Annotated in this window: 23 protein-coding genes; 8 read left to right on the top strand and 15 right to left on the bottom strand. The window is 37.3% G+C overall.

The window, feature by feature from the left end; all coding sequences use genetic code 11:
- The first annotated feature begins 174 nt into the window (after positions 1-174).
- Entirely contained in the window at positions 175-1,098 is a 924-nt protein-coding gene (locus tag ACT9TX_RS10755; RefSeq protein ID WP_481338292.1) for a DMT family transporter, read from the top strand.
- A complete protein-coding gene (locus tag ACT9TX_RS10750; protein ID WP_481338291.1) occupies positions 1,098-1,865 on the top strand; it encodes a sulfite exporter TauE/SafE family protein in 768 nt (255 codons plus the stop codon). The genes ACT9TX_RS10755 and ACT9TX_RS10750 overlap by 1 nt, the downstream gene beginning before the upstream one ends.
- A gap of 14 nt (positions 1,866-1,879) precedes the next feature.
- On the opposite strand, the gene ACT9TX_RS10745 is transcribed toward ACT9TX_RS10750, so the two are convergent.
- Complete coding sequence (locus tag ACT9TX_RS10745; RefSeq protein WP_481338290.1) at positions 1,880-2,692, bottom strand: oxidoreductase; 813 nt, start codon at positions 2,690-2,692, stop codon at positions 1,880-1,882.
- A 454-nt stretch (positions 2,693-3,146) separates the two neighbouring features.
- On the opposite strand from ACT9TX_RS10745, the gene ACT9TX_RS10740 reads away from it, so the two are divergent.
- Together ACT9TX_RS10740 and ACT9TX_RS10735 are read left to right on the top strand one after the other, a co-directional pair.
- The gene (locus tag ACT9TX_RS10740; RefSeq protein ID WP_481338289.1) at positions 3,147-4,022 is read left to right on the top strand and encodes a UDP-2,3-diacylglucosamine diphosphatase; all 876 of its coding nucleotides are present in this window, start codon (positions 3,147-3,149) and stop codon (positions 4,020-4,022) included.
- Positions 4,019-5,083 (top strand): glycosyltransferase family protein, encoded by a 1,065-nt coding sequence (locus ACT9TX_RS10735; RefSeq protein ID WP_481338288.1) that lies wholly within the window; start codon positions 4,019-4,021, stop codon positions 5,081-5,083. The genes ACT9TX_RS10740 and ACT9TX_RS10735 overlap by 4 nt, the downstream gene beginning before the upstream one ends.
- 55 nt (positions 5,084-5,138) lie before the next feature.
- Here ACT9TX_RS10735 and ACT9TX_RS10730 read toward each other — a convergent pair whose 3' ends face one another.
- The 12 genes from ACT9TX_RS10730 to ACT9TX_RS10675 all read right to left on the bottom strand — a co-directional run bounded on the left by ACT9TX_RS10730 (position 5,139) and on the right by ACT9TX_RS10675 (position 15,508).
- Complete coding sequence (locus ACT9TX_RS10730) at positions 5,139-6,029, bottom strand: flavin reductase family protein (protein WP_481338287.1); 891 nt, start codon at positions 6,027-6,029, stop codon at positions 5,139-5,141.
- Positions 6,030-6,060: 31 nt separating this feature from the next.
- Positions 6,061-6,834, bottom strand: coding sequence for a polysaccharide deacetylase family protein (locus ACT9TX_RS10725; protein ID WP_481338286.1), 774 nt, complete (start codon positions 6,832-6,834; stop codon positions 6,061-6,063).
- Positions 6,835-7,758 carry a glycosyltransferase family 2 protein gene (locus tag ACT9TX_RS10720; RefSeq protein WP_481338285.1) on the bottom strand — a complete coding sequence of 308 codons (924 nt, stop codon included), beginning with the start codon at positions 7,756-7,758 and terminating at the stop codon, positions 6,835-6,837.
- 111 nt (positions 7,759-7,869) lie between these two features.
- The gene (locus ACT9TX_RS10715; protein WP_481338284.1) at positions 7,870-9,027 is read right to left on the bottom strand and encodes a glycosyltransferase 87 family protein; all 1,158 of its coding nucleotides are present in this window, start codon (positions 9,025-9,027) and stop codon (positions 7,870-7,872) included.
- Positions 9,028-9,047: 20 nt separating this feature from the next.
- Positions 9,048-9,758: a class I SAM-dependent methyltransferase gene (locus ACT9TX_RS10710; RefSeq protein WP_481338283.1), complete on the bottom strand. Its 711-nt coding sequence runs from the start codon at positions 9,756-9,758 to the stop codon at positions 9,048-9,050.
- 130 nt (positions 9,759-9,888) lie between these two features.
- Positions 9,889-10,344 carry a molybdenum cofactor biosynthesis protein MoaE gene (locus ACT9TX_RS10705; RefSeq protein ID WP_481338282.1) on the bottom strand — a complete coding sequence of 152 codons (456 nt, stop codon included), beginning with the start codon at positions 10,342-10,344 and terminating at the stop codon, positions 9,889-9,891.
- A complete protein-coding gene (locus ACT9TX_RS10700; RefSeq protein WP_481338281.1) occupies positions 10,304-10,537 on the bottom strand; it encodes a MoaD/ThiS family protein in 234 nt (77 codons plus the stop codon). The genes ACT9TX_RS10705 and ACT9TX_RS10700 overlap by 41 nt, the downstream gene beginning before the upstream one ends.
- Positions 10,538-10,551: 14 nt before the next feature.
- Complete coding sequence (locus tag ACT9TX_RS10695; RefSeq protein ID WP_481338280.1) at positions 10,552-11,502, bottom strand: GTP 3',8-cyclase MoaA; 951 nt, start codon at positions 11,500-11,502, stop codon at positions 10,552-10,554.
- Positions 11,499-12,242, bottom strand: coding sequence for a sulfite exporter TauE/SafE family protein (locus tag ACT9TX_RS10690; protein ID WP_481338279.1), 744 nt, complete (start codon positions 12,240-12,242; stop codon positions 11,499-11,501). Before ACT9TX_RS10690 ends, ACT9TX_RS10695 begins: the two co-directional genes overlap by 4 nt.
- A gap of 9 nt (positions 12,243-12,251) precedes the next feature.
- Entirely contained in the window at positions 12,252-13,445 is a 1,194-nt protein-coding gene (locus ACT9TX_RS10685) for a molybdopterin molybdotransferase MoeA (protein WP_481338278.1), read from the bottom strand.
- Between the two features lie 14 nt (positions 13,446-13,459).
- Positions 13,460-14,410 (bottom strand): bifunctional molybdenum cofactor biosynthesis protein MoaC/MoaB, encoded by a 951-nt coding sequence (gene moaCB / locus ACT9TX_RS10680; RefSeq protein WP_481338277.1) that lies wholly within the window; start codon positions 14,408-14,410, stop codon positions 13,460-13,462.
- 21 nt (positions 14,411-14,431) lie between these two features.
- The gene (locus tag ACT9TX_RS10675) at positions 14,432-15,508 is read right to left on the bottom strand and encodes a ThiF family adenylyltransferase (protein ID WP_481338276.1); all 1,077 of its coding nucleotides are present in this window, start codon (positions 15,506-15,508) and stop codon (positions 14,432-14,434) included.
- Between the two features lie 191 nt (positions 15,509-15,699).
- Here ACT9TX_RS10675 and ACT9TX_RS10670 point away from each other — a divergent pair, with 191 nt between their 5' ends.
- Entirely contained in the window at positions 15,700-16,674 is a 975-nt protein-coding gene (locus ACT9TX_RS10670) for a deoxyhypusine synthase family protein (protein ID WP_481338275.1), read from the top strand.
- Between the two features lie 250 nt (positions 16,675-16,924).
- Here the strand turns inward: ACT9TX_RS10670 and ACT9TX_RS10665 are convergent, their stop codons facing one another.
- Entirely contained in the window at positions 16,925-19,675 is a 2,751-nt protein-coding gene (locus ACT9TX_RS10665; protein ID WP_481338274.1) for an RCC1 domain-containing protein, read from the bottom strand.
- Between the two features lie 879 nt (positions 19,676-20,554).
- Here ACT9TX_RS10665 and ACT9TX_RS10660 point away from each other — a divergent pair.
- Positions 20,555-21,292, top strand: coding sequence for a DUF6261 family protein (locus ACT9TX_RS10660; RefSeq protein WP_481338273.1), 738 nt, complete (start codon positions 20,555-20,557; stop codon positions 21,290-21,292).
- Between the two features lie 118 nt (positions 21,293-21,410).
- Here the strand turns inward: ACT9TX_RS10660 and ACT9TX_RS10655 are convergent, their stop codons facing one another.
- Positions 21,411-22,586, bottom strand: a complete 1,176-nt coding sequence (locus ACT9TX_RS10655) for a thiolase family protein (RefSeq protein WP_481338272.1) — start codon at positions 22,584-22,586, stop codon at positions 21,411-21,413.
- Positions 22,587-22,827: 241 nt separating this feature from the next.
- Between ACT9TX_RS10655 and ACT9TX_RS10650 the strand changes: the two genes are divergently transcribed.
- Both ACT9TX_RS10650 and ACT9TX_RS10645 read left to right on the top strand, forming a co-directional pair.
- Positions 22,828-23,802 (top strand): cation diffusion facilitator family transporter, encoded by a 975-nt coding sequence (locus ACT9TX_RS10650; protein WP_481338271.1) that lies wholly within the window; start codon positions 22,828-22,830, stop codon positions 23,800-23,802.
- Positions 23,803-23,916: 114 nt separating this feature from the next.
- A complete protein-coding gene (locus ACT9TX_RS10645; RefSeq protein WP_481338270.1) occupies positions 23,917-25,287 on the top strand; it encodes a dipeptidase in 1,371 nt (456 codons plus the stop codon).
- Positions 25,288-25,358: the final 71 nt, after the last annotated feature.

Here is a 25,358-nt window from a genome sequence, read left to right as displayed (position 1 = left end):
AATTGTATTTTTCAAGCTAGTATTTATTACATATTGTCTCAACAATATTTACCCCCGAAACAGAAAACACACAGAAAATTCTGCGCTATCTGCGACTTCTGCGAGAGATAACAAAAAATAACCCCAAATTGCAGCCACTTTAGGCAATCCTAACATTTGCTTAGTAACCCCAAAATGACATTTAACAAAAAGAGCAATACCGCTACAGGCATAGGTTTGGCAGTTTTAGCAGCCGTCATTTGGTCGGGTAATTTTATTATTGCTCGCAGCATCTCTCCTATTGTGCCACCTGTAATGCTTGCTTTTTTACGCTGGTTTTTTGCCACCTTAATTATTGCACCAATTGCCTGGCGCAAGTTTCAACAAGAGAAACAAATCATTTGGCAACATAAAGGCTATTTTATACTCACTTCATTTATGGGCTTTACTTGCTACAATGTGTTTTTATACATAGCAGGTCACTATACAACTGCTATTAATCTCGCATTAATCGGCTCTGTTTCTGCACCAATTTTTGCGGTTGTTATTGCCAAAATAATTTTCAAAGAACATATTCCTTTGCAGCGTATCATTGGCTTGGCTTTATGTGTTATTGGTATTGTTACGTTAATAGCACAAGGTAGTTTGCAACGCCTTATTACGTTTCGTTTTGCCATTGGCGATTTATGGAGTCTGTTGGGTGCACTTACATTTGCTGTGTACAACAATCTTACTAAGTATAAACCTAAAGGCGTATCAGATTTAGGGTTTTTATTTACTGGCTTTAGTTTTGGTACTACCATGCTTGTACCATTTGTAATTGCTGAACATTTAATTACGCCAACTACCATACCTTTTAATGTGACCGTTGTAAGTAATGTGGCCTATTTAAGCATTGGCTGTTCGGTACTATCTTATCTTTTTTGGAATCGCTCAATTCATCTTATTGGTCCAAGCCGAACGGTATTGTTTGGCAACCTAATACCTGTTTTAAGTACCATAGAAGCAGTGGTTTTATTGGGTGAACAATTTACCAGCATCCATATTATCAGTGGCATAATAGTACTTATTGGTTTAGTCATTGCCAACATCACACCATCACAAAAAACTATTGGCTAATGCTTACAACTACTACCATTATTATTCTTTGTTTAGTCGCTTTTCTAGCTGGCTTTGTAGATGCTATTGTAGGTGGCGGCGGCTTAATACAAACGCCTACTGCCATTTTAATGCTACCACAATTTCCTGTGGCTACAGTTATAGGTTCATTAAAAATTCCATCTTTCAGCGGTACTGCATTTGCCGCTAGGCAATACTTAAAGCGACAAAAAGTTAACTGGCAATTACTTGGTATTATGATGATTGTAGCAATGGCAGCATCATTTGGTGGCTCGCAATTGTTAACCGTAGTAAGCAATAGTTTTATGAAACCGCTACTACTAGTGGTGCTCGTATTTGTAGCCATTTATACTTACAGTAAAAAGAATTTTGGTAACCAAATAGTAAAACAACATTCTGCCAAACAACAAATATGGTATGGGCTAGCTATCAGCTTAGTAATAGGCTTTTATGATGGCTTTATTGGCCCTGGCGCAGGCAGCTTTTTAGTACTAGCTTTTGTAAGTATTATGGGTTACGATTTTTTACTAGCAAGTACCAATGCTAAAATGGTAAACCTTGCCACCAATGCAGGTTCTATTATATTGTTTTTATTAAAGGGTAAAATCATTTGGGCTATTGCGTTACCAATGGCTGCTAGCAATGCAGTAGGCGGTATTATTGGTGCCAAATTTGCCATCAGCAAAGGCAATCAATTTATCCGCATTTTCTTTTTATTGGTGGTGATAGGTACGCTCATTCGCTTTGCTTGGGATGTTTTTCACTAGTACTTTTTAAGCAATTACCGCATATTGGCCAGCATAATGGCATCAAACCATTTATCGGGCAAAAGATACCTAAAGAACAAAATAAATTTAGCACCACCACCTGTTGCATAGCGTGTTTTAGGATTGTTAGAAGTAGCAGCTTTTACAATTGTTTTAGCCACCACAATTGGTTGCGAACCAAACTTGTAAGTTTTTGCAAACATGCCAACATGTTTCTTTGCCAAAGCACCATAAGCGGTATTACCAGAAACTTTTAGCAAATTCTCACTCGCAATGCCATCCCATTCGGTAATAATGGCGCCAGGTTCTATAATCACTACGTTAATGTTAAACTGCTTTAGTTCCATTCTTAGGCTATCGCTTAAACCCTCAACTGCGTGTTTAGTAGCATGATACCAAGCACCATGTGGCTCACCTAGCTTACCGCCTATAGAAGAGATATTTACAATAGTACCGCTACGTTGCAAGCGCATAGTAGGTAGTAGCAATTGTGCAAGCCTTGCAAGGCCAAATATGTTTACCTCAAACTGATACCTTGCTTCGCTTAAAGGCACATCTTCTAGCGACCCAAACAAGCCGTAGCCAGCATTATTTACCAAGACATCTATTCTATTTTCAGCAGCCAACAAGGTGTTTACACCACTTACCATAGAGGCATCATCTGTTACATCCATGGCCAAGAGTTTTACACCAATGGCTTGTAAATCTTGCATTTTATCTACCCTTCTTGCAGCACCATACACCGTATAGCCAGCTTGTAATAATAGTTTGGCTGTTTCTTTACCTATACCAGATGAAGCGCCTGTAACCAAAGCCACTTTTTGCATAACAATAATTTTCGTTTGTAAGGTAGACGAATGTGGGGAAGAAAGATTGTATCCTAGAAAAATTTACCATACTTGCAGAACCAAATTCATACAAATATGGCTGATCATCACACTTTAAGTCGGTTGCTTCATTTGAATCAAATACGATTAAAGGGTCACTAACTTTTGATAAAAAATCAGCTGACGAAAACGTATCGCTTAAAATATTTATATTAATTGTTATTTTAAACGTTGGATATAATAATTTGTAAGTAAGTCATTGCAGGGATAGCCTCGCTTCGCTAAAAGCCCAATAAAATTATAACCGATGCAGTGTGCAACGATGCTCAATAGATAATCTACAGCTAGTTAACAAAAAAATATCATACTTAATGCAGTAGATAACAATTTGTTCATTAATAATTCATATTTAGGTAATAGTGTGTAATGAGTTTTGATAAACCCAATAAATACAATGAATAGACGTAACGTAGAAGTAGTGATAATGAGCGACCTGCACTTAGGCACGTATGGCTGTCACGCTACTGAAATTGTGAACTACTTAAAAAGCATTTCACCTGAGGTTTTGATATTAAACGGCGATATAGTAGATGTGTGGCAGTTTAATAAACGCTATTTTCCTGTGGCTCACATGCAGGTGATAAAAGAAATTATGAACCTGCTAAGTAAAGGCACGAGGGTGATTTACATTACTGGTAATCATGACGAAATAATGCGAAGATACAGTGGTATACATATGGGCAACTTTGAACTAACGGATAAGTTGGTGATGGAAATAAACGGGAAAATGACTTGGGTATTTCATGGTGATGTGTTTGATGCAACTACAAAAGGGTGGGCGAAAGTATTGGCAAAATTGGGTGGTCATGGCTACGACTTATTGATAGTGCTGAACAGATTTATTAACGCAATACTAAAGGCTGTTGGGAAAGAGAAAATGAGCTTTAGTAAAAAGGTAAAAAATGGTGTTAAGAAAGCCGTGAGCTGGATTGGTGATTTTGAGCAAACCGCTGCTGAGCTTGCGATAGAGAAAAAATACGATTATGTAATTTGTGGGCATATTCATCAGCCACAAAAAAGAGAAATTGTTACAGAGAAAGGAAAAGTTACGTATCTTAACAGTGGTGATTGGGTTGAAAACCTCACCGCTTTAGAGTATCACGGTAATGACTGGACCATTTACCACTACGATGAAAAAGCATTTAGCAATACTGCTGCACCTGTAGTAACAATGGAAAAGCGATTACCAAAGCTAAATGTGATACCTGAAGAAGTACTATTGTTTGCCTCGAAAATAGATATTGGTAACGCTATAAACTTATCGCTATGAGTAAGGGGCTACGCATATTCTATGCCGTTCAGGCAACTGGTAACGGGCACATTGCAAGAGCAATGGAATTACTGCCTTACCTACAACAATACGGTACTGTAGATGTGTTTTTAAGTGGTAGTAATAGCAACTTAAATCCTGCTTTGCCTATTAAATATCGTAGTAAAGGCATCAGCTTGTTTTATGGTAATAGAGGTGGTTTAGACTATTGGAAAATGTGGCAAGAATTGTCAATTACAAACATCTACAAAGAAGCAAAAGCCTTGCCAATAGAGCAATACGATGTTGTGATTAATGATTTTGACAGTATTACTTCTTTGGCCTGCAAATTGAAAGGTATTGCGTCTGTAAACTTTGGCCACCAAGCAAGTTTTAAAAGTAAACACACACCAAGACCAGCCAAAAAAGATTGGATGGGTGAACTAGTGTTGCAACAGTACGCCACTGCTGATAGCTATATAGGCTTGCACTTTAAACAATACGACGATTTTATTTATAGCCCAATTATAAAGGATGATATCTTAAACGCTGATGTGGTAGATAATGGTCACGTAACGGTGTACTTATCTCACTACAGCGATGATGTGGTTTTGAAAAGCCTACAAGCTTGCAAAGATGTTCGCTTTGAAGTGTTTTCTAAAACCAAACAGCAGGCTGAAACTATTGCTAATGTTACGTTTAAGTCCATTAGTAACAGTGCTTTTAACCATAGCATAATGACTGCACATGGTGTAATTACAGGTGCGGGTTTTGAAACACCAGCAGAAGCATTATATATGGGTAAACGTGTGATGTGCTTGCCTATTCGTGGGCAATATGAACAGCTTTGTAATGCAGCCGCATTGAAAGATTTTAATGTACCAATAGTAGATAAACTGACACCAAACTTTCACCTGCAAGTAGCAGATTGGTTACAACAAGCACCGCAAACGCAGTTACAATTAACCAACTCAACTTATGAGATAGTACAACAAGTAATAGAAACGGCAAGAAGTTTACAACCTGCTAAACCATTGCAAGAATCGTTATTGAGTGAGGAAGACTTTTTGGTAATGGGGTAATTGATTACACGAATTTTAAAGGATTGGACGAATTACACGAATGATTGAAGGTGTTCTACATGTTTTCACCAGCCAACAGCACCTGCCAAGCTGCTTGCACTTTGTTTTGTGCCAATAATTCTTTGGCATAGCTGTGCAGTTCTTGTTCCATATCGGTAGGGTTTAAAGCATAGTATTGAAAAATATTTTTCAACTTATCATCTGTAAAAGTTGCATCTACAAAAGGTATTTCTACTACATTGGCTAGTTGGCCTAAATTGTTACCAGTTAAGATACTGCTACTACGAATACTACTCGGCAGCGCATCTATACCAATGGCTATTTGTGTAGTTGGCTTATCAATTTCAAATAAGTTGGTAGCATCTACTTTGCAATACCAGTCACCACCGAGCCTTGCTACGAGTGCTAGTTTCTTTGGGTCAATCATATTAGCCGCATCGTTTAAAATGCTATCATCTACGTGCATGTTTAGCACTTCTGCAATTACCAATTGCCCTGCACCACCATTGTCACCCAGGCTTTTTACCTCAAGTACTTTACATTCTAGCTGTACTTTTGCTTCTTGTACCATTGGTGGTTTTACAAGTGTAGCTGCTGTTTTTGTAAAATCAGCTTTTATAAATTCATCAGTGCCTTTTGCAAATTCGCAACTACTTAAACTCATTTGTTGCACCATATCATAATCGCAAATATTGATGACTACTTCTGGCACTTCAAGTATATTTTGCAAGGTGTGCTTAGTGCTGCCGTCACGCATTTTTCTTACTACAGAAAACACAACAATTGCTGGTTTGTACGATACCAAATTGAAGAAGCTGAATGGGCTCAAGTTCACATTACCACTAGCATCTATGGTGCTGGCAAAGCAAATAGGTCTTGGTGCAATGGCAAATTGTAACCATTGTTGGTACTGTGCTACAGGCGTTTCTGATATATTAATGTACATGCTACAAGAGTATTTATAGCTAATGTAGCACTTAGTTGTTAGTATTTAAAAACTGTTGAATAGAGATAAAGTCGCCTTCTTTTTTAAGGTCAGTAACAAGGCGCTGCAATCTATCAGTTAAAACTTTACCACACCAACGTTTGGTATAGTTTGGTAATGCTGTATTTGCTATCGAATCAGAAAATTCCCAAGGATGACAATACAAGCACACATAACCATCTTTTTTAAGCGTTTGTGATACTAAGCTTTTAAACAAAAAGTAAGGCATGTTTTTAAATGCCAACCAAAATAGCGGCACTCTAAAATTTGGCGTTACCGATGCAGGTATTCTTGTCATGTCTTCATCTTGATACACCGTTCTTGGTAGGTGTAAATTATTATATCGACCTGGTAAAAAAGTAGGATTAATTGACGAATCGTAGACATAGCCAGCTTTCAATACCTCGCTCATTTCAACCTTTCGCATACGTGGCATACGCAAGCCTGTAACAGGTGTTTGTGTAATGGCTTCAAGTGCTAATCTTGAAGACAATAAATGTGCATCTTCAAAATTAGAATGGTAGTAAGTGTGTGATGCTATTTCATGCTGCTGCGCTAAAGCTTTGATGTCTTGAGGAAAATTGATAGCGTAAGTAGCAGTGGTAAATAGAGTTGTTGCAATGCTTTTATCATTTAAAATTGGCATGATTGCTTCAAGCCCAAGCTTGCCAATTTTGAGTTGTTCAGCTAGCGTAATTTCTTGTTGATATTCTAATGGCATATCAAACTCTTCAACATCAAAACTTAGTAGAATAGAACGGCTCATTTACAGGTTGCTTTCTTTAATAATGTAGTGAGGGCGTTCTTTGCTTTGCATAAATAATTTACCCAAATACATACCAATAATACCAAGGATCATTAATTGTAAACCCCCAAAAAAAGCAATAGTAGCAATCATTGAGGCCCAGCCGGTTACAGGATGACCATATACTAAACTAAAAATAACATAAGGTATGTATAGCAATGCTAATAACGAGAACGTAAAACCAAGATAAGTAGCGATGGCCAATGGTTTCAGGCTAAATGATGTAATACCTCTAATGGCAAGTTGCATCATCTTTTTGTAGGTGTATTTGCTTTTTCCTTCTTTACGTTCAGCAGGCTCGTATTCAATACCTATTTGCTTAAAGCCAAGCCATTTTACAAGACCGCGCCAAAACAAATCGGCTTCTTTAAAATTTCTAAAAATTTCTACCACACGTTTATCCATTAACCTAAAATCAGCTGTACCACTTTCAAGTTCTATATCAGACAAACGATTAAGAATATTATAAAATAGTGTTGATGTTTTACGTTTCATCAATGGCATTTCTTGATGATCGTTGCGAATAGTGTACACAATATCATTTCCTTGTTCCCACTGCTCTATCAATACAGGAATTAATTCTGGTGGATGTTGTAAATCACCATCCATCGTAATTACAGCATCACCATCGCTAAAATCAAAGCCTGCTTTTAGTGCATTTTGGTGACCAAAATTTCTAGAGAATGATATAAAAAAAATATTGTCAAATTGTTTTGCAAAAATCTTAATCCGGTCTAGTGTATCATCGTCGCTACCATCATCTATATAAGTGATGTTATAAGTATATGGCAAGGATAACATTACTTCTTGTAATGATTTTACCATGGTAGGTATATTGCCTTTTTCGTTGCAAACAGGAATTACTATCGATATTTTCTTTGGCATAAAATTGCAAGCAAAGGTTTAAAAGGGTCAATATTTGCGAATGCTTGCAAAATAATCAATTACAGGTAAAGCATAGAACAAGAAAATGCTAAGAATAGAAATTAGAAATGCTCAAGCCGATAGATTACGAGTTTGTTCTTTTTTAGTAAAAGTAAAAATCTCATACATACACACTAGCCAAGTAATAAAACAAGGCACTGCTTTTATGTGATATGGTACAAAAAACTGTTGTTTTATAAATCGAGGAAAAAGCTCGGTAGGCGATAAGCATGTAAAGATAAATACCAATATTGCTATCCATTTTTCCCAAGTTGTTCTTGGTTTATTAATGTACCATATAGCCACACCTACCACACAAATGATATAAGTGGGTGATTCTACACCAGGATTAAATAATACGGTAAACATTAAAATAGCTGCTAAGTACAAAAGTTGTAGTTGCAGGCTGCTATACAGTTGTTTTTTTAGGAGTGCAAAAAGGGTAATTAAAGTACCTGTAAGCATTATCCAAATTTTATCAATATTGATTTGTAAAACATGTGCTAACCCTAGTACACCCAAAGCTACTCTGTTAGATTGTGCCTGTAATCTGTGGATCCAACTTTCATATAAAAACAGTATTTGTTTAAACGAAACCACACATAAAGGCAAGCAAAAAAATAAAATGGCCCAGCCAATTACTTTTGCCACAAAACTTAATCGTTTATTAAATATCAGCCAGAATACACCCGCAGTAAGCACATATATTTTAAAAAAAATACCAAACACATAAAATAGGCTAGCAAATGTTGTTGATTTTTTATTTTGATAAATAAATACGAGTACTATGAAAGCTGCAACTGCTGCGTTTGTTTGTACATTTTCAGCTGCTGTGATATATTCTATCAAGCAAAACCAGTAAACGAATATTTTTTTGTTGTCAGCAATTGGCAACAAGTTAATTGCTATAACAAACGGTATGGTATTTACAATATTCCAAAAGATAATGCCAAGCCAATTGGGTAAATACGCAAATGCACCCATTAGTAAAGCAAACAAAGGGCTATAGTTATATTCTGTATGATATTCAAGTGGATAGCTTATATATAAATTTTGGTTATTGAGTAAATGAAAATGCGAGGCTGCAAAACAATCATAGTTATCGCATTTTTCTAAAAAAGCTACCTTACAACTTATCAAAATGCAAGCAATAGCATACACGATATAGAGCGTTTTTTTTGAACTGAATAAAGGCTTATTGAAAAACGATATGACAGAAGACAAATTCATAAGGCGCTAAATATTTAAAGTTAGAAACGTATAAGATAAGTTTTTCGGCTTTGTTGTAAAGTACTCGCTTCTAAAACGGTGTATTGAAGGTTTAGTTGCTTGCAAATGTCGCCAATCTCTTTTTGACTAAGCATTAGTAATTTATGGTTAAGTCTTAGTTTGTTATAACTAGAAAATCTTAATCGGGCAGCAAATTCTAAAAATTGAAAAAAGTATCCCTTCTGGACGCTGTAAATACCAACGAAAAATAAGTCCTTCAAAAAATGTTTGTCAGAGTCAATAACATCTGCCAAAATAATTTCGCCAGTAGGTTTTAAACTTGGCAAAATTGACTCAATGAGGTTTGCCACTTTTTCTTTACTACCTAAATACTGAATCACACTCAAAATGATGACTGTATCAAAAAAATGATTGGATAGTTGCTTGATGGATGAAGCTGTATTATCTTCAGTTGTATTTAACAGCTGAAATTGAAATTGTTCGTGTTTGCTAAAATTTTCTTTACAAACATTGATATATGTTGAAGAAATATCTAAGCCTAAGTATTTACTTGGGTAATCTGCAACAATATTGGCAAGATAGCCAGGCCCACAGCCATAATCAAGAATAGATGAACCTTTTTTAATGATGTTATTAAGCAAGCATTTTTCTACAAAATATTCTGTGCTTTTTTGCATAACAATACCAAAAGATTTGGGATTGCTAATCCAGAAGTTTCTCCAGCTAAGCATGGTTTAGGTTTAATTTTATACCTAAAACTAGCGCTATACCTCATTTATTTTTATTGAAAGAATTTATAACAGAAACAAGTTTTTTTAATACTTGCTTAATTATTGCAATTAAGTGGTTGATGCACACCGTTTAATGACAATTACAATTGCCGCCCCAAAGCTTTGTACCATCAGCAAATATTTCGCATTTCCAAATAGGTACTTCGTGTTTTATTTTATCAATAATAAATTGATTGGCCTCATAAGATTCTTTTCTGTGGCCAGCTGCTGTAATTACTACCACTGCTGGTTCGCTCACTGCTACTTTGCCTATTCTATGAACCGCTTTTGCTACCAATAAGCCATAGCGTTCTGTGGCTTCAAGCAGTATGGCTTCAATCATCTTGTTAGCCATCGAGGTTTTGGCTTCGTACTCTAGAAATGGAACCTCCTTATCATTGTGACTATTTCTTACTTCGCCACTAAACAATACAATGGCGCCAGCGCTTTCATGATGTGCTTGCGCAAATAAACCCATCACATCTAATGGTTCTACTGAAATATAATTAGCCACCGCTGCTTGGTGGTATAATGCTGATGGTATCACTTTCTTGTAGTTGAAAATCGTTATCAATAAACTCGTCGTTCACTGCAAATCGACAAGTATCTAATATGTCAATTGCTGACGGTTGCAAGTTAACCAATAACCCCTTTAAAGCATCAATAGAACTTGCATTGCTCGTGATTTCAAACTCACTATCAAAATAATCTTTCAATGCTGCAAAAACTTCAATCTTCATGGTATTGTTTTTTATTAACCACCAATTTGTAACATACTCAAGCTACTACCTGTAAACTTTACAGACTGCTTTTGTAACAAGGCTTCTTGTAATTTTTCAGTTACTTCTTGATGGTTATTCCAATCGTTAATTTTAATTGGCTGATTGCTACTTAAACAACCAAAAATATGTCCATTATTATCTAGCCTTAATCTATTACAGTCGCTACAAAATGGTGCAGATTCATTAGCAATAATACCAAAAGTATGGCCTTCAGATGTTTGCCAATAATTAGCTGTAGCACCACTTTTTCTATCAATTTTTGTAAAGCGATACTTGCTAGCAATTGTTTGAAGCAAATCTTCTTGTGAGTAAAAATATTGCTGTGGTTGATGGTGCAAATGCCCCATAGCCATTACTTCTAAAAAGCGAATAGTAATGTTATTAGCAAAAGCAAAATCAACTAACGGTAGTATTTGCGATTCGTTAATGCCTTTCATAATTACCGCATTTAGCTTTACTTGTAAACCTACTTTTTGCGCAGCTAAAATGCCATCTATTATGCGTTGAACATTGTTGCGTTTATTTATGGTAAAGAATACCGCTTCATCCATCGCATCAAGCGATATGTTGATATTTTGTAAGCCAGCAGCTTTCATTGGCGCAGCCAATTTTTCAAGTAAAAAACCATTGGTAGTAATGCTGATGTTTTTAATGCCAATAGCTTTTATACCTGCTATTACTTCTACCAGTTGATGATACAATGTTGGCTCACCACCTGTAAGCCTTACTGTTTCTAGTTGCAAGTGTTGGTGTAAATGCGCAATGCGTTGTAACAAATCTTCTACTGAAAGACCAGCGGTAGCTTCTTTTACTTGGCCTTCACCTTCTGTACAATAGGTACAGTTAAAGTTACACTTATTGAGTAAGCTTACTCTAAGTGTTTTAAAACTTCTACCATATGCATCTACCACACTATTCATCATGCAAAGAAAATCAATTTAACACTAGCAATAGTTAATACTGCTGCCAGCATGTAACGTACTGTATTTTGCTGAAATTTATTACTACCAAAATAAGCACCTGTAGCACCACCAATAACGGCTACAAATATCCACAAATACATGGTTGTATTGAAAACGGCAAGGTTAGGTAAGCCTGCTGCAAGTAGCCCCATTATTGAGTTTAGTACAATAAATAAGCTGGATACAGCAGCAGATTCTTTTGCAGTGGCCCAACTAAACAATATTAACACAGGACTTAAAAAAATACCACCACCAATGTTTAACATGCCGGCGGCAAATCCTAAAATAGCACCAATAAATAATGCTGCTAGTAAAGGAATACTTTGAATCTTTTCTTTGCTTTTGCTTGGTAAAATACCCGATAAACGTAGTATTGGAAATATAAACGCTAAGCCAAGTAATAGATTATGTAAATGATCTTGTAAAACTAGTTTTGAACCCAAATAAGCAAAAGGTAAAGAGGTAATTAAAAATGGCCAACATGATTTCCATTTAAAGTAGCCTGCTTTGTAAAAGCTAATAAAACCAATACCTGCAACTATAATATTGATGATTAAAACTACTGGCTTGTAAGTATTTGCTGCAATGCTAAATAAACTCAATACAGCTATATAACCACTAGCGCCACCATGCCCTACCGAGGCGTATAAAAAGCCAACTATTAATAGTAGTAGCGGTATTAGAATAATTGCTGTGTTCATTGTTGAATGCTAGTAGTTAAAAGGTAAATAGTTCACAATAGTATTTGCTTCTAAAGCTTGTGCTGTTGATGGATGTAAGGCAATGCCATCAGCAAAGAGCGTGGCCTTTACATCGCCTGATGTTTTAAATTGTAAAGGTGTTATGCTCATTGGTACAGCTTGTATTTGTGCTGGAAAAAATTCATCTAGGCCCACGTTTTTTATCTTGTTTGTAGCTAAAGGTAGTTGTAAAAATGCTTGTTGTGACAAGCCAAAACAAGCCAATAAATAAGGCTTAATAAATAGCTGAAACGTAACCATGCATGAAAATGGATTACCTGGTAATGCAAATACTAAACCACCATTTGGTAGCTTGCCACACCAAAGCGGTTTGCCTGGTCTTATAGCTATTTTATGAAACAATGATTGTACACCTAAACTAGTCAGTACTTCAGGTACATAATCTGCATCACCAGCAGAAACACCACCGTTAATAATAATGATATCGCCTGGTAACGCTTCTTTAAATGCTGTTGTTAATGCGGCTCTATCATCTTGTAAATGCTTGCAAATACTTGGTTGTATTTGCCATTGTTGTAGTAATGCTTTTAGTAAATACTGATTACTATTACGTATTTGTACCGTATCAATAGGATTCGTTTCTACAGGTACAATTTCATTGCCAGTAGTAAATATGCTTACACTTGGTAAACGCTTAACAGTTACGGTACTTTTACCTAAAGCAGCTAGCACACTGATGACTGCTGGTGTACAAATTTTATTGCTTGTAATAATACTTGTTTCGGCTGTAATATCTTCACCTTGCTTAGCAATATTTTGAAACAGTTTACAGCTCTCTATATCTAGGGTTACAAGATTGTTAACGACACTCGTATCTTCTTTTCGTATTACCACGTTGGCACTTTGTGGTACTGCTGCACCTGTCATTATTTTATAACATTCACCTTGCTGTAATGCCTTATTGGTAGTGCTTCCAGCAAAAATGGTATCAATAATCTGGTATTGTTTTATCCCTTTTTCAAAGTCTGCGTAATTGAAAGCAAAGCCATCCATTGTGGCTCTGTTAAATGGTGGATAATCTCTGTCAGCAACAATAGTTTCTGCCAATGTTCTACCTAACGCATTACTTAGTGCAATGCTTTCAGTGGCAAAAGGTTTAGCTTGTGCTAGTATTATTTGTTGTGCTTTTTCGTAATGAATCATGAGCAATGAAATGGTTAATGACCTTTGTTTTCAAGCATTTCTCTCGCATGAAAAATAGCTGGTAAAATAGCTTCAAGTGATTCTTTTGCGCCCTTAGCACTACCTGGTAGTGTCACTACCATGGTTTGTGCTATAGCACCTGCCACACCACGACTCATCATAGCTAATGGTGTACGAATTTGTCCATATTGTCGCATCACTTCTGCAATACCAATCGCTTCTATATCTATCATTGCTTTTACTGCTTCTACCGTATTGTCTCTTGCGCTTAAGCCTGTGCCACCTGTGGTAAATATGAAATGAATATCTGCTTTTACCCATTCTAAAATTTGCTGCTGAATGGCTGCAATATCATCAGCTACTATTTTATAATCAACCACAGTAGCGTTGGCTTTTTCTAGCATCTCTTGTATTAGCGTACCACTTGTATCTATGCGTTCATTATTAGCTGTAGAATCAGAGCAAACAAGCACTGCACAGGTATTTGAACGCTGTAAAAATTTTGCCCTATCACTTTTGCCGCCTGTTTTTTCTAGTAGTTTTATGTGGCCTATTTCTAGCTGCTTGTCTATTGGTTTTAGCATATCGTAAATTTCTAACGCAGCTACCGATACTGCTGTTAGTAATTCCATTTCTATGCCTGTTCTACCTATAGATTTTGCCTCGCCTATTATTACAATGCCTGTTCTTGAAACAATGACTTCGCCAAATAATTCACTATGTTTTGTAGCATCTAAATATTCAAATCCTATGTTCAAACCATCTATAGTAACAGGGTGACAATGTGGTAATAATTGTGGTGTGGCTTTAGCACCTAAAAAGCCCGCAGCCCTTGCTACACTAAACAATTCGCCTTTGGGCAAATTGTTGTTTTGTATTTGCAAAATGCTAGCTTCTGTGCAAAAGATGATGCCAACCGCTTTGGCTGTTCTTAGGCTTATTTTTTTATGTGAAATGTCTACCATTCTGTTCTATTAAATGTGCTGTTACCTTTTTATTAGTTCAGCATATTGTTGTGTAAAATAACCAATACCACCTTGCAAACTATACAAATTTTCAAAGCCTTGTTTGCGAAATAAGGTAGCTGCTTGCAAGCTTCTATTGCCTGTGGCACAATATAAAACGATTGTTTGTTGTTTGGGCAAAAGCGTTAATTGTTCGCTTAAATCACTAATTGGTATATGTATGCTGGTTTCAATTATTTCATCTCGCTCATAACTTTCTCTAATATCTACAAGTTGTATGACTTTATTACTTGTAATAAGTTGGTACAACTCTTCAGCTGTAACAGTTATGTTTATTGATTTCGCAGTAAATCGTTGCTTACTTTTTACCAAGCTCTCTGCTACAAGCTTGTATTTAATGGTGCGTGACTTTGTGGTTACAACATCTATACAGTACAATTGGTTAGCTAATACATTTTCATTGCCCAACAATACTTTCACTACTTCATTAGCCATCATCACACCAATTATACCTGTGGTAATATTAAACGCACCAATATCTGCACAGCTTGGTATTGCATTGGTATTCGTATTTTCAGGAAATAAGCAACGCAGCGTTGCAGAACCTCGGTAGTTAAAAACCGTTACATGGCCTTCTATTTGATGAATAGCGCCATATACCAAAGGCTTTTGCAAAACCACACAAGCATCATTAATTAAATAGCGTACCTCGAAATTATCTGTTGTATCTACTATTACATCGTAGTCATTCAATAGCGCCAACACATTGTCTTTATCTACTAATAATGGATGTGTATTAAGTTGAATATTGGGATTATGCTGCGCCAATCGCTTTGCAGCCACTTCTGTTTTTAATTGCCCAATATCATCTACTGTAAATAACAATTGCCTGTGTAGGTTAGATAATGAAATCGTATCAAAATCTGCAAGACCAATAGTGCCAATGCCTGCACCAGCCAAATATTGCAAGCAAGGGCAGCCCAAGCCACCTGCACCTATCACCAATACTTTGGCTGCGTTAAGTTTGGCCTGACCATCAATACCAATAAATGGTAATTTTTGGTGACTTTGGTAATATGACTGCTTGGTGTGTAACATAAATTACGATGCACTACAAAGATGCTAGCGAAACGCTTTGTTTTATTGCGTTCTGTTTACTTTATCAGTAATTCTTGTAGATTTTATCAAACGGCTAGGCTACAAGCATTGGTAACAATAAAAACATAACACAAAATACCTACAATAAGCCGCTAAAAAACTACTTTTGCCGCCTTAATAAAACAAACAATATGAGTAAAGGACCTGTTTCTCAATTTATAGAACATCACTACCGTCACTTTAATGCGGCTGCTTTAATAGATGCTGCAAAAGGCTACGAAACGCATTTGCTAGAAGGTGGAAAAATGATGGTAACCCTTGCTGGTGCTATGAGTACGGCAGAATTGGGTATTTCTTTTGCCGAAATGATTCGCCAAGGTAAAGTAGATATTATTAGCTGCACAGGTGCTAATTTAGAAGAGGATGTGATGAACTTGGTAGCACATAGTCACTACAAACGTGTACCTAACTACCGTGATTTAACGCCACAAGATGAGTGGGATTTGTTAGAAAACCACTACAACCGTGTAACCGATACTTGCATACCAGAAGAAGAAGCGTTTCGTCGCTTACAAAAGCATTTGGTAAAACAATGGAAAGATGCTGCTGCTGCTGGTGAACGTTATTTTCCACATGAGTTTTTATACAAAACTGTATTAAGTGGCGAGCTAGAACAGTACTATGAAATAGATAAAAAAGATAGCTGGATTGTTGCTGCTGCTGAAAGAAATATCCCAATTGTTTGTCCAGGTTGGGAAGACAGTACCACTGGTAACATCTTTGCAAGCTATGTCATTAAAGGTGAGCTTAAAGCTGACTTAGTTAAAAGCGGTATTGAATACATGGTATGGCTAACTGAGTGGTACAGAGCTAACAGCGCAGGTAAAGGTGTTGGTTTCTTCCAAATTGGTGGTGGTATTGCTGGCGATTTTCCTATTTGCGTAGTGCCTATGATGTACCAAGATTTAGAGTGGCACGATGTACCTTTCTGGAGTTATTTCTGCCAAATTTCTGATTCTACCACCTCTTACGGTAGTTACTCTGGTGCGGTGCCAAACGAGAAAATTACTTGGGGCAAACTAGACATTCATACACCTAAGTTTATTGTAGAAAGTGATGCGACTATTGTAGCGCCGTTGATTTTTGCGTGGATTCTTGGGTATTAACCGCTGATTGACCACTGATTGAAATGATGTGAATGATTGAAAGATAATAACAAAAGAGCCGATGCAATTGCATCGGCTCTTTTGTTATTGTAAAAGTTGGCAACGCTACTAGAATTGACACCGTCTTTGCGAGGTACGAAGCAATCTGATTGTTGCATTTAGGCTTCATTCTTGGCAACCCCTTTCAAATCCCTAACAATAAAATTACGTTGTGCCCTTTGCCTCCTTTGTTGCTTTGTGTGAAATTAGCCTATTGTTTTATAAAGCTAGCAGTTTGTCCATCTGATAGTCTTAGTAGATATAAACCATTAGAAATCGTACCAATAGTAATTGTTTGTTGCCTTTGGCTAATAGTACCTTGCTGCACTAGAACACCTAACGCATTGTACATACCGTAACTAATAGGTTTGATTATGTCTTTCGCTATATCTATAACCATATTGCTACCAATGGTAGGGTTAGGATAAATAGATAGTTTACCATTAGCACTAGAAAAATTAACGCTACGCACTTCACTTACACTGCTTTTACCATCTTTATCTACTTGTTGTAAGCGGTAATAGTTACTGCCACTAGCAGGTGTAGTATGTACAAAGCTATAACTACCATTACTTGCATTTACAGTACCAATATTTACCCAAGATGTACCATTAATACTATGCTGTACAGTAAAATAGGCATTGTTCACTTCATTTGTGGTTTGCCAGTTAAGCAGAGCAGTAATGCCTTGTTTGGTTGCAGTAAAGCTCGTATAAGTTACAGGTAAAGTAGTATTTGAAGGACACAAGACCGAGTTGGGGATATTTTTATTATCATTAGTGCCATTCCCTAATTGCCCAAATACGTTATTTCCCCAAACCCATAAACTGCCATCATTTTTAATGATAAGGCAATGAGCATTTCCTGCTGATATCATTTGTCCAATGGCAGTATTATATATCTGCACAGGAATATTTCGTTGAGTATAAGTGCCATCACCTAATTGTCCTGTATTATTATATCCCCAAGACCATAAGCTACCATCAGTTTTAGTAGCAATTATATGAGAACTACCTGTTGCTAAAGTAACCCAGTTGATATCAGTGCCTATTTGCATAGGCGTGTTTCTAAATATTAGAGTTGTGCCATCGCCTAATTGTCCAGTACCATTATATCCCCAAGACCATATACTACCATTAGATTTAATCGCAATGGTATAATAATATCCTGCTTCAATTCTTTGCCAGTTAGTTGCAGCACCTATCTGCACAGGTGTGTTTCGTTGAGTATAAGTGCCATCACCTAATTCGCCGTATAAATTATATCCCCATGCCCATAATGTGCCATCTAATTTGGTAGCAATGGTATGTCCAAAGCCTGCACTGATTGTAGACCAGTTTTTGTCAGTACCTATTTGCCAGGGACTTATTCTTTTAATGATAGCACCATCGCCTAATTGCCCATTATCATTAAGCCCCCAAGCCCACAAAGTGCTATCCTTTTTGATAGCTATTGTATGTCTATATCCTGCTGACACTTGAAGCCAGTTAGTTGAACTGCCTATTTGTATTGGTGTATTTTTTATATTGTAAATCGTGCCATCGCCCAATTGGCCATATTGATTATTACCCCATGCCCACAATGTGCCATCGGTTTTGATTGCAATAGTATATTGTCCACCAACTGCTACTGTTGACCAGTTAGTGTCAATACCTATTTGCACAGGGTTTGTTTTATTAATAAAAGTTCCGTCTCCTAGTTGTCCATCACTGTTAATACCCCAAGCCCATAATGTACCATCTGTCTTAATGGCTACAGAGTGATATGCAGAACTTCCTTTTGCTACTAGTTTCCAGCAGCCTTGTGCTGGTGAACCATTACTAGAAGGGCAAGTGATAGCCGTTGGTATATTTTTATTAGTAGTACTAGCATCACTTAATTGTCCGTATAAATTATATCCCCAAGCCCATAAAGTGCCATCGTTTTTTGTAGCAATATTGTGAAAACCTCCAGATGCTAAAATTAGCCAGTTACTAGCAGAACCTATTTGTACAGGACTGTTTCTATTAGTGGTCGTGGCATCTCCTAATTGTCCATATATATTCCATCCCCAAGCCCACAATGTCCCATCTGTTTTGGTAGCTATAGTATGTGCTAATCCAACAGATATAGAAAACCAATTGGTGGCGCTACCTATTTGTACAGGGCTAGTTCTGTCAGTATTTGTTGCATCGCCTAACTGTCCAAAATCATTTTTCCCCCAAGTCCAGAGGCTACCATCAGCTTTAATAGCAATCCCTTGATAACTTCCTGCAGCTACTTTGAGCCAGTTAGTGGAAGTACCTATTTGTATGGGGATATTTTTATTTGTAGTAGTGCCATCGCCTAATTGCCCATATTGGTTATCTCCCCAAGCCCATAATGTCCCATCTATTTTAGTGGCTATGGTATGACTAAATCCCGCTACTATCGTCTGCCAATTGTTAGATAATCCTATTTGCACAGGGCTGTTCTTCTGGGTGTTAGTGCCATCGCCTAATTCGCCTGAACTATTGGAGCCCCAAGCCCATAATGTCCCATCTTTTTTGATTGCAAAATTGTTGAATTGCCCAGCTGATACTGACTCCCAATTTGTAGCTGAGCCTATTTGAACAGGACTATTTCTTTGTGTATTCGTTCCATCACCTAATTGTCCATATAAGTTATACCCCCAAGCCCATAATGTACCATCTGTTTTTGTGGCTGTGGTAAAGCTGCGTCCTACCGCCACTGATTTCCAATTAATGGCACTACCTATTTGTACAGGCGTATTTCTTTGTATGTTAGTGCCGTCCCCTATTTGCCCATTAGTATTTTGTCCCCAAGCCCATAAACTGCCATCCTGTGCTATAGCAATAGTATGGTTAGCTGAACAACCTTTCGCTAGTACTTTCCAGCAGCCTTGTGCTTGTGATGATTGTATCGATAATATAAATACTAAACAAATAAGTCCAGCCATTAACACTTTGTACAGTTGTTTCATTGTTATCGTAAAGTTTTGGTTTTGCATTCTTGCCCTTAGTGAGCACTAAAATTGACATAAAAATAATAGATATTTTGTAATTGATAGTAGAAAATAATTTCATTACAAATCGGTAATACTCCTTGCACTGTGCTTTTGTCAATTACAATTATTGCTCGCACTAGTGTTTTACCCTTTTTTCGCTTCGCAAAAGTGGGTTTAACCAGTAAATAGGCTTGTATATAGTAAAAAAAGTATCATTAATTGGTTACAGGTACTTTTTTTGCTTCGCAAAAACGCATCTAACCAATAAATGGGCTTCTGTATAGTTAAAAAAGCATAATTAATCGGTTGAGGGGGCTTTTTTCGCTTCGCAAAAGTGGGTTTAACCAGTAAATAGGCTTGTGTATAGTAAAAAAAGTATCATTTATTGGTTACAGGTACTTTTTTTGCTTCGCAAAAACGCATCTAACCAATAAATGGGCTTCTGTATAGTAAAAAAAGCATAATTAATCGGTTGAGGGGGCTTTTTTCGCTTCGCAAAAGAGCCTTTAACTAGTAACTGGGCTTCTGTATAGTTAAAAAAGTATAATTAACCGGTTGAGGGGGCTTTTTTCGCTTCGCAAAAGTGGGTTTAACCAGTAAATGGGCTTCTGTATAGTGAAAGAAGTATAATTAACCGGTTAGGGGTGCTTTTTTCACTTCGCAAAAGTGGTTTTAACCAATAAATGGGCTTCTGTATAGTAAAAGAAGTATAATTAATCGGTTGAGGGGGCTTTTTTCGCTGCGCAAATAGGTAGAAACTAGTAAATGGGCTTTTGCGAAGCAAAAAATTCTTTAAATATTTTTTTGATGATATACTATTGGTTTGTATTTTAGTATCTCAAAAAACAACCAATTATGATTACAAAAGCAACCACTTCTCGCTACCTACTTGGCGACTTGATTAATTTTATTAAAAACATCCTAGCCATTATTACGGGCAATGCCATTGTAGCACCAGAAGTAAAAACCTTTATGGATGCCTTGCAAGCAAAACATGTACAAATAGATGCCGCCTATGCCTACCAAAAAGATAGCCCTGAAAGTAAAGAAATAGAAGCTCAGGATGTAAGGCGTGATGTGGCTTTTATGGGTATTAAAACGGTGGCAACTGGTTTTCTATCGCATTTTAATGAAGCGAAAAGACAGGCAGCTAAAGCCATACTTGATTGCATAGCCAAATATGGTAAAGATATTCAAGTACAAAGCGATACTACCGAAACTACTATTTTAGACAAGATGGTAACTGAATTTGAAACCGATCCTATTTTAATAGCAGCTTTTGCTACGCTTGGCATTACAAGTTGGATAGCAGAATTAAAATCGGCTAACCAAACATTTAACGCCAAGTTTTTAGAGCGTAATAAAAAGTACACTTTAAAACCTAAAGAAAGTGCTAGTGAATTAAAACCACAAGTGATAAAAGCCTACGAAGCCTTGATGGTGCAAATAGATAGCCGTAATAATATAGATACTACAGGTAAATACACCCCATTGGTAAATGAGTTAAACGCTTTAGTAGCGCAGCACAATAATAAAGTAACTGCAAGAGAAAGTAGTGGTGGCAATGCAGCTACCACAGTGCCTAAGGGGTAAGTTTTAAACCATATTATGGTAGAAACAAGAGAGCCGATGCAATTGCATCGGCTCTCTTGTTGTATAAATAAAATCATAGCCCATCAAACCCCTCATCATTCATCAGTGGTTACTCAGGTTACAAATTCTCAATAATCCCTGCAATACCTTGCCCACCACCTACACAAGCTGTTACCAAACCGTATTTCTTATTTAGGCGTTTCATGTCGTTTAGTATTTGCACAGTCAATTTAGCGCCAGTGCAACCTAATGGGTGACCCAACGCAATAGCACCACCATTAATATTTACAATGTCTTGGTTTAAACTCAGTTCTCTTATCACAGCAATACTTTGCGATGCAAAAGCCTCGTTCAGTTCTATTAAATCAATATCACTCAAGTTCATATTGGCTTGTTTTAGCACTTTGGGTATAGCAGCCACAGGGCCTATACCCATTATGCGTGGGTGAACACCAGCACTTGCACAGTTTACCAATCTACCTATCGGTTTTAAGCCCAATTTGTTCATCATTTTTTCGCCCATTACTATTACAAAAGCTGCACCATCACTCGTTTGGCTACTATTGCCAGCTGTAACGCTACCACCTATGGCAAATGCAGGTTTTAGTTTCGCTAATCCTTCTGCCGTAGTATCTGCACGCAAGCCTTCATCCGTATCTACCACGTAGCTTTTTACGGCACGTTTACCTTTCTCGTTTACATAAGTTTGCTCTACCGTAATTGGTAAAATACCTTCTTTAAAATACCCATTGTCTATGGCTACTTTAGCTTTGGCATGAGAGTTTGCTGCAAACACATCTTGATCCTCACGAGTAACTTTAAATTCATTGGCCACAGCCTCTGCAGTTAAGCCCATACTTAAATAATAATCGGGTTCATCTTTTGCAATAGCGTAAGATGGTACTGTTTTCCAGCCAGCCGTAGGCACAAGGCTCATACTTTCTGTACCACCAGCAATAATACAATCGGCCATGCCAGTTCTTATTTTGGCGGTAGCCATAGCAATACTTTCAAGGCCACTAGCGCAGTATCTATTAATGGTAATACCGGGCACTTCTATACCCATGGCTTTTGCGGCAATAATGCGCCCAAACTGCAAGCCTTGTTCGGCCTCAGGCACCGCATTGCCTACAATCACATCGTCTACCAATTTATAATCTAGTTCAGGTACGCTAGCCATCAAGCCTTTAATCACTTCTACGGCTAGATCATCGGGGCGAAAAAATCGCAATCCACCTTTTTTGCTTTTTCCAACAGCAGTTCTAAATCCTGCAATAATGTATGCTTCTTGCATGGCAACCAATTTTAGAACGTGAAAATACAATAAAGTTGTTTATGCAACTAATTTTTAAGTATGAAGATTTTGTTAGAACTTTTTTGCGTTACCAGATTTTGTGCTACGTAGCAGTACAAAATCTGGTAACACTATCACCTAGCCACCAGTAACTTGTAATCTGCAACTTTGCCTTTCTTTCCCTACTTTGCATCGCTAAATGTCTTCTGTTTTGCAAACACAATCACAACAAAATTTTCGGGTGCAGCTTGGTATTACAGTGCTTAGTGTGGTGCTATTTGCAACAAAAATCATCGCTTATTTCTTAACCCATTCACTAGCCATACTTACCGATGCCTTAGAAAGTATTGTAAATGTGTTGGCAGGTTTTATAGGCTTGTACAGCTTGTACGTAGCGGCAAAACCTAAAGACAGCGACCACCCTTATGGGCATGGCAAGGCAGAGTTTGTATCATCGGCTGTTGAGGGTACATTAATTATTGGTGCAGGTATTTTAATTATTGGGCAAACCATTCAAAACTTGGTTGATAGCAGACCAATAGAATCGCTTGATACAGGCTTGATATTAGTAGGTATTACAGGTTTAATCAACTATGTAGCAGGTTATATTTGCCTGCAAATAGGCAGGCGCAACCACTCAATTGCACTAGAAAGTAGTGGTAAGCATTTGCAATTAGATACCTATTCTACCATTGCTATAATTGTGGGCTTGGTAGTGATTTTGTACACCAAATGGATTTGGCTAGATACGGTGATTGCACTAGGTGTAAGTGGCTTGATTTTATACAATGGGTATCGCATTATTCGCAAGTCACTTGCAGGTATTATGGATGAAGCCGATGATGACTTGTTGAAACAATTTGTAACCATTTTAAATGCCAATAGAAAACCCAATTGGATAGACTTGCACAACCTACGTGTGATAAAATACGGTAGCACCTTGCATGTAGACTGTCACTTAACAGTGCCTTGGTACTTGAACATTCATGAGGCACATGCAGAAATAGACGAGCTAAGTGCGATGATTGAAGAGAAATTTGGTAAAGCATTTGAACTTTTTGTACATACAGATGGTTGTATGCCTTTTAGCTGTAGCATTTGCGATAAAATGGATTGCACAGTGCGGCAACATCCATTTACCCAAAAAATACCTTTTACGTTAGAAAATATTAGCAGTAATTTGAAACATGGAAGCATTGGAAGAAGTGAAACGTAAGAAAACGAAAGTCGTGAAGGCGTTAATCGCAAGGAACGTTAATTAACTAGCGAAAAACGATTACTTGCGACTACCGATGTTAAATAATAAATTTCAAACTATAAATCACAAACTATGAGTGTTTGGCAAGACTATCAACAGCAACATAAAAACCGCTTTTTAGAAGAATTATTGGCTTTGTTACGCATACCTAGTGTAAGTGCAAAAAGCGAACACAATGCAGATATGCTCACTTGTGCAGAAGCTGTAAAACAAAGCTTGCTAGAGGCAGGTGCAGATACTGTAACCATTTACCCAACAGCAGGCCACCCCATTGTGTATGGTGAAAAAATGGTAGACCCAAGCAAGCCAACAGTATTGGTTTATGGTCATTACGACGTACAACCTGCTGACCCTCTTGAACTTTGGAACAGCGGCCCATTTGAACCTGTAATTATTGATGGTAAAATATTTGCCCGTGGTAGTTGCGATGATAAAGGACAGTTTTACATGCATGTAAAAGCCTTAGAAACATTGGTAAAAACAGGCACACTAAATAATAATGTTAAGTTTATAATAGAAGGTGAAGAAGAAATAGGTAGCCCTAACCTAGCCACTTTTGTAAAAGAGAAAAAAGACTTGCTAAAAGCAGATGTGGTGCTAATAAGTGACACATCAATGCTAAGCATGGATACACCAAGTATAGATGTAGGTGTGCGTGGCTTAAGCTATATAGAAGTAGAAGTGACTGGGCCAAACCGTGATTTACACAGTGGTGTGTATGGTGGTGCAGTGGCAAATCCTATTACCATGTTGGCAAAAATGATAGCTGCTTGTCACGATGAAAACAACCACATCACCATACCAGGTTTTTACGATGATGTAGTAGATGCTACACCAGCAGAAAGAGCAAAAATGGCACAAGCACCATTTGATGAAGCTGAATATAAAACTGACCTAGGTATTACAGAATTATGGGGTGAAGCAGGCTACAAAACCAACGAAAGAACAGGCATTAGGCCAACACTAGAAGTAAATGGTATTTGGGGCGGCTACACAGGCGAAGGTGCAAAAACAGTATTGCCATCAAAAGCATTTGCAAAGATTTCTACACGCTTAGTTCCTAACCAATCATCTGTAAAAATTACTGAAAAACTAATTGCTTATTTTACCCAAATGGCACCGGCAGGCGTTACCATAAAAGCGATGGAACACCATGGTGGCGAGCCTTACATGACACCGATAGATAGCGTTGAATATAAAGCCGCTGAAAAAGCGATTGCAACAACGTTTGGCAAAGAACCAATACCTGTACGTGGTGGTGGCAGTATTCCTATCTGTGCATTATTTGAAGAGGTGTTGGGTATAAAAATTGTGTTTATGGGCTTTGGTTTAGATAGCGATAACCTGCACAGCCCTAACGAGAAATTTGATGTGTTTAACTTTTACAAAGGCATAGAAACCATCCCTTATTTCCATCAGTTTTATACTGAAATGAAAGGATAATTTTAAACCTATAAGGTTTTAGAAACCTTATAGGTTTGGATGAAAAAAATCCCCAAGCGTGCAACGTTTGG

This window comes from Parasediminibacterium sp. HNIBRBA5674, from assembly GCF_056745525.1.
Note: the sequence above shows the minus strand (reverse complement) of the source record. Positions and strands in the feature narration are given on the sequence as shown.

Coding starts and splice junctions, on each gene's coding strand:
- ACT9TX_RS10755 (WP_481338292.1), top strand. CDS start 175: ATGACATTTAACAAAAAGAGCAATACCGCTACAGGCATAGGTTTGGCA.
- ACT9TX_RS10750 (WP_481338291.1), top strand. CDS start 1,098: ATGCTTACAACTACTACCATTATTATTCTTTGTTTAGTCGCTTTTCTA.
- ACT9TX_RS10745 (WP_481338290.1), bottom strand. CDS start 2,692: ATGCAAAAAGTGGCTTTGGTTACAGGCGCTTCATCTGGTATAGGTAAA.
- ACT9TX_RS10740 (WP_481338289.1), top strand. CDS start 3,147: ATGAATAGACGTAACGTAGAAGTAGTGATAATGAGCGACCTGCACTTA.
- ACT9TX_RS10735 (WP_481338288.1), top strand. CDS start 4,019: ATGAGTAAGGGGCTACGCATATTCTATGCCGTTCAGGCAACTGGTAAC.
- ACT9TX_RS10730 (WP_481338287.1), bottom strand. CDS start 6,029: ATGTACATTAATATATCAGAAACGCCTGTAGCACAGTACCAACAATGG.
- ACT9TX_RS10725 (WP_481338286.1), bottom strand. CDS start 6,834: ATGAGCCGTTCTATTCTACTAAGTTTTGATGTTGAAGAGTTTGATATG.
- ACT9TX_RS10720 (WP_481338285.1), bottom strand. CDS start 7,758: ATGCCAAAGAAAATATCGATAGTAATTCCTGTTTGCAACGAAAAAGGC.
- ACT9TX_RS10715 (WP_481338284.1), bottom strand. CDS start 9,027: ATGAATTTGTCTTCTGTCATATCGTTTTTCAATAAGCCTTTATTCAGT.
- ACT9TX_RS10710 (WP_481338283.1), bottom strand. CDS start 9,758: ATGCTTAGCTGGAGAAACTTCTGGATTAGCAATCCCAAATCTTTTGGT.
- ACT9TX_RS10700 (WP_481338281.1), bottom strand. CDS start 10,537: ATGAAGATTGAAGTTTTTGCAGCATTGAAAGATTATTTTGATAGTGAG.
- ACT9TX_RS10695 (WP_481338280.1), bottom strand. CDS start 11,502: ATGATGAATAGTGTGGTAGATGCATATGGTAGAAGTTTTAAAACACTT.
- ACT9TX_RS10690 (WP_481338279.1), bottom strand. CDS start 12,242: ATGAACACAGCAATTATTCTAATACCGCTACTACTATTAATAGTTGGC.
- ACT9TX_RS10685 (WP_481338278.1), bottom strand. CDS start 13,445: ATGATTCATTACGAAAAAGCACAACAAATAATACTAGCACAAGCTAAA.
- moaCB (WP_481338277.1), bottom strand. CDS start 14,410: ATGGTAGACATTTCACATAAAAAAATAAGCCTAAGAACAGCCAAAGCG.
- ACT9TX_RS10675 (WP_481338276.1), bottom strand. CDS start 15,508: ATGTTACACACCAAGCAGTCATATTACCAAAGTCACCAAAAATTACCA.
- ACT9TX_RS10670 (WP_481338275.1), top strand. CDS start 15,700: ATGAGTAAAGGACCTGTTTCTCAATTTATAGAACATCACTACCGTCAC.
- ACT9TX_RS10665 (WP_481338274.1), bottom strand. CDS start 19,675: ATGAAACAACTGTACAAAGTGTTAATGGCTGGACTTATTTGTTTAGTA.
- ACT9TX_RS10660 (WP_481338273.1), top strand. CDS start 20,555: ATGATTACAAAAGCAACCACTTCTCGCTACCTACTTGGCGACTTGATT.
- ACT9TX_RS10655 (WP_481338272.1), bottom strand. CDS start 22,586: ATGCAAGAAGCATACATTATTGCAGGATTTAGAACTGCTGTTGGAAAA.
- ACT9TX_RS10645 (WP_481338270.1), top strand. CDS start 23,917: ATGAGTGTTTGGCAAGACTATCAACAGCAACATAAAAACCGCTTTTTA.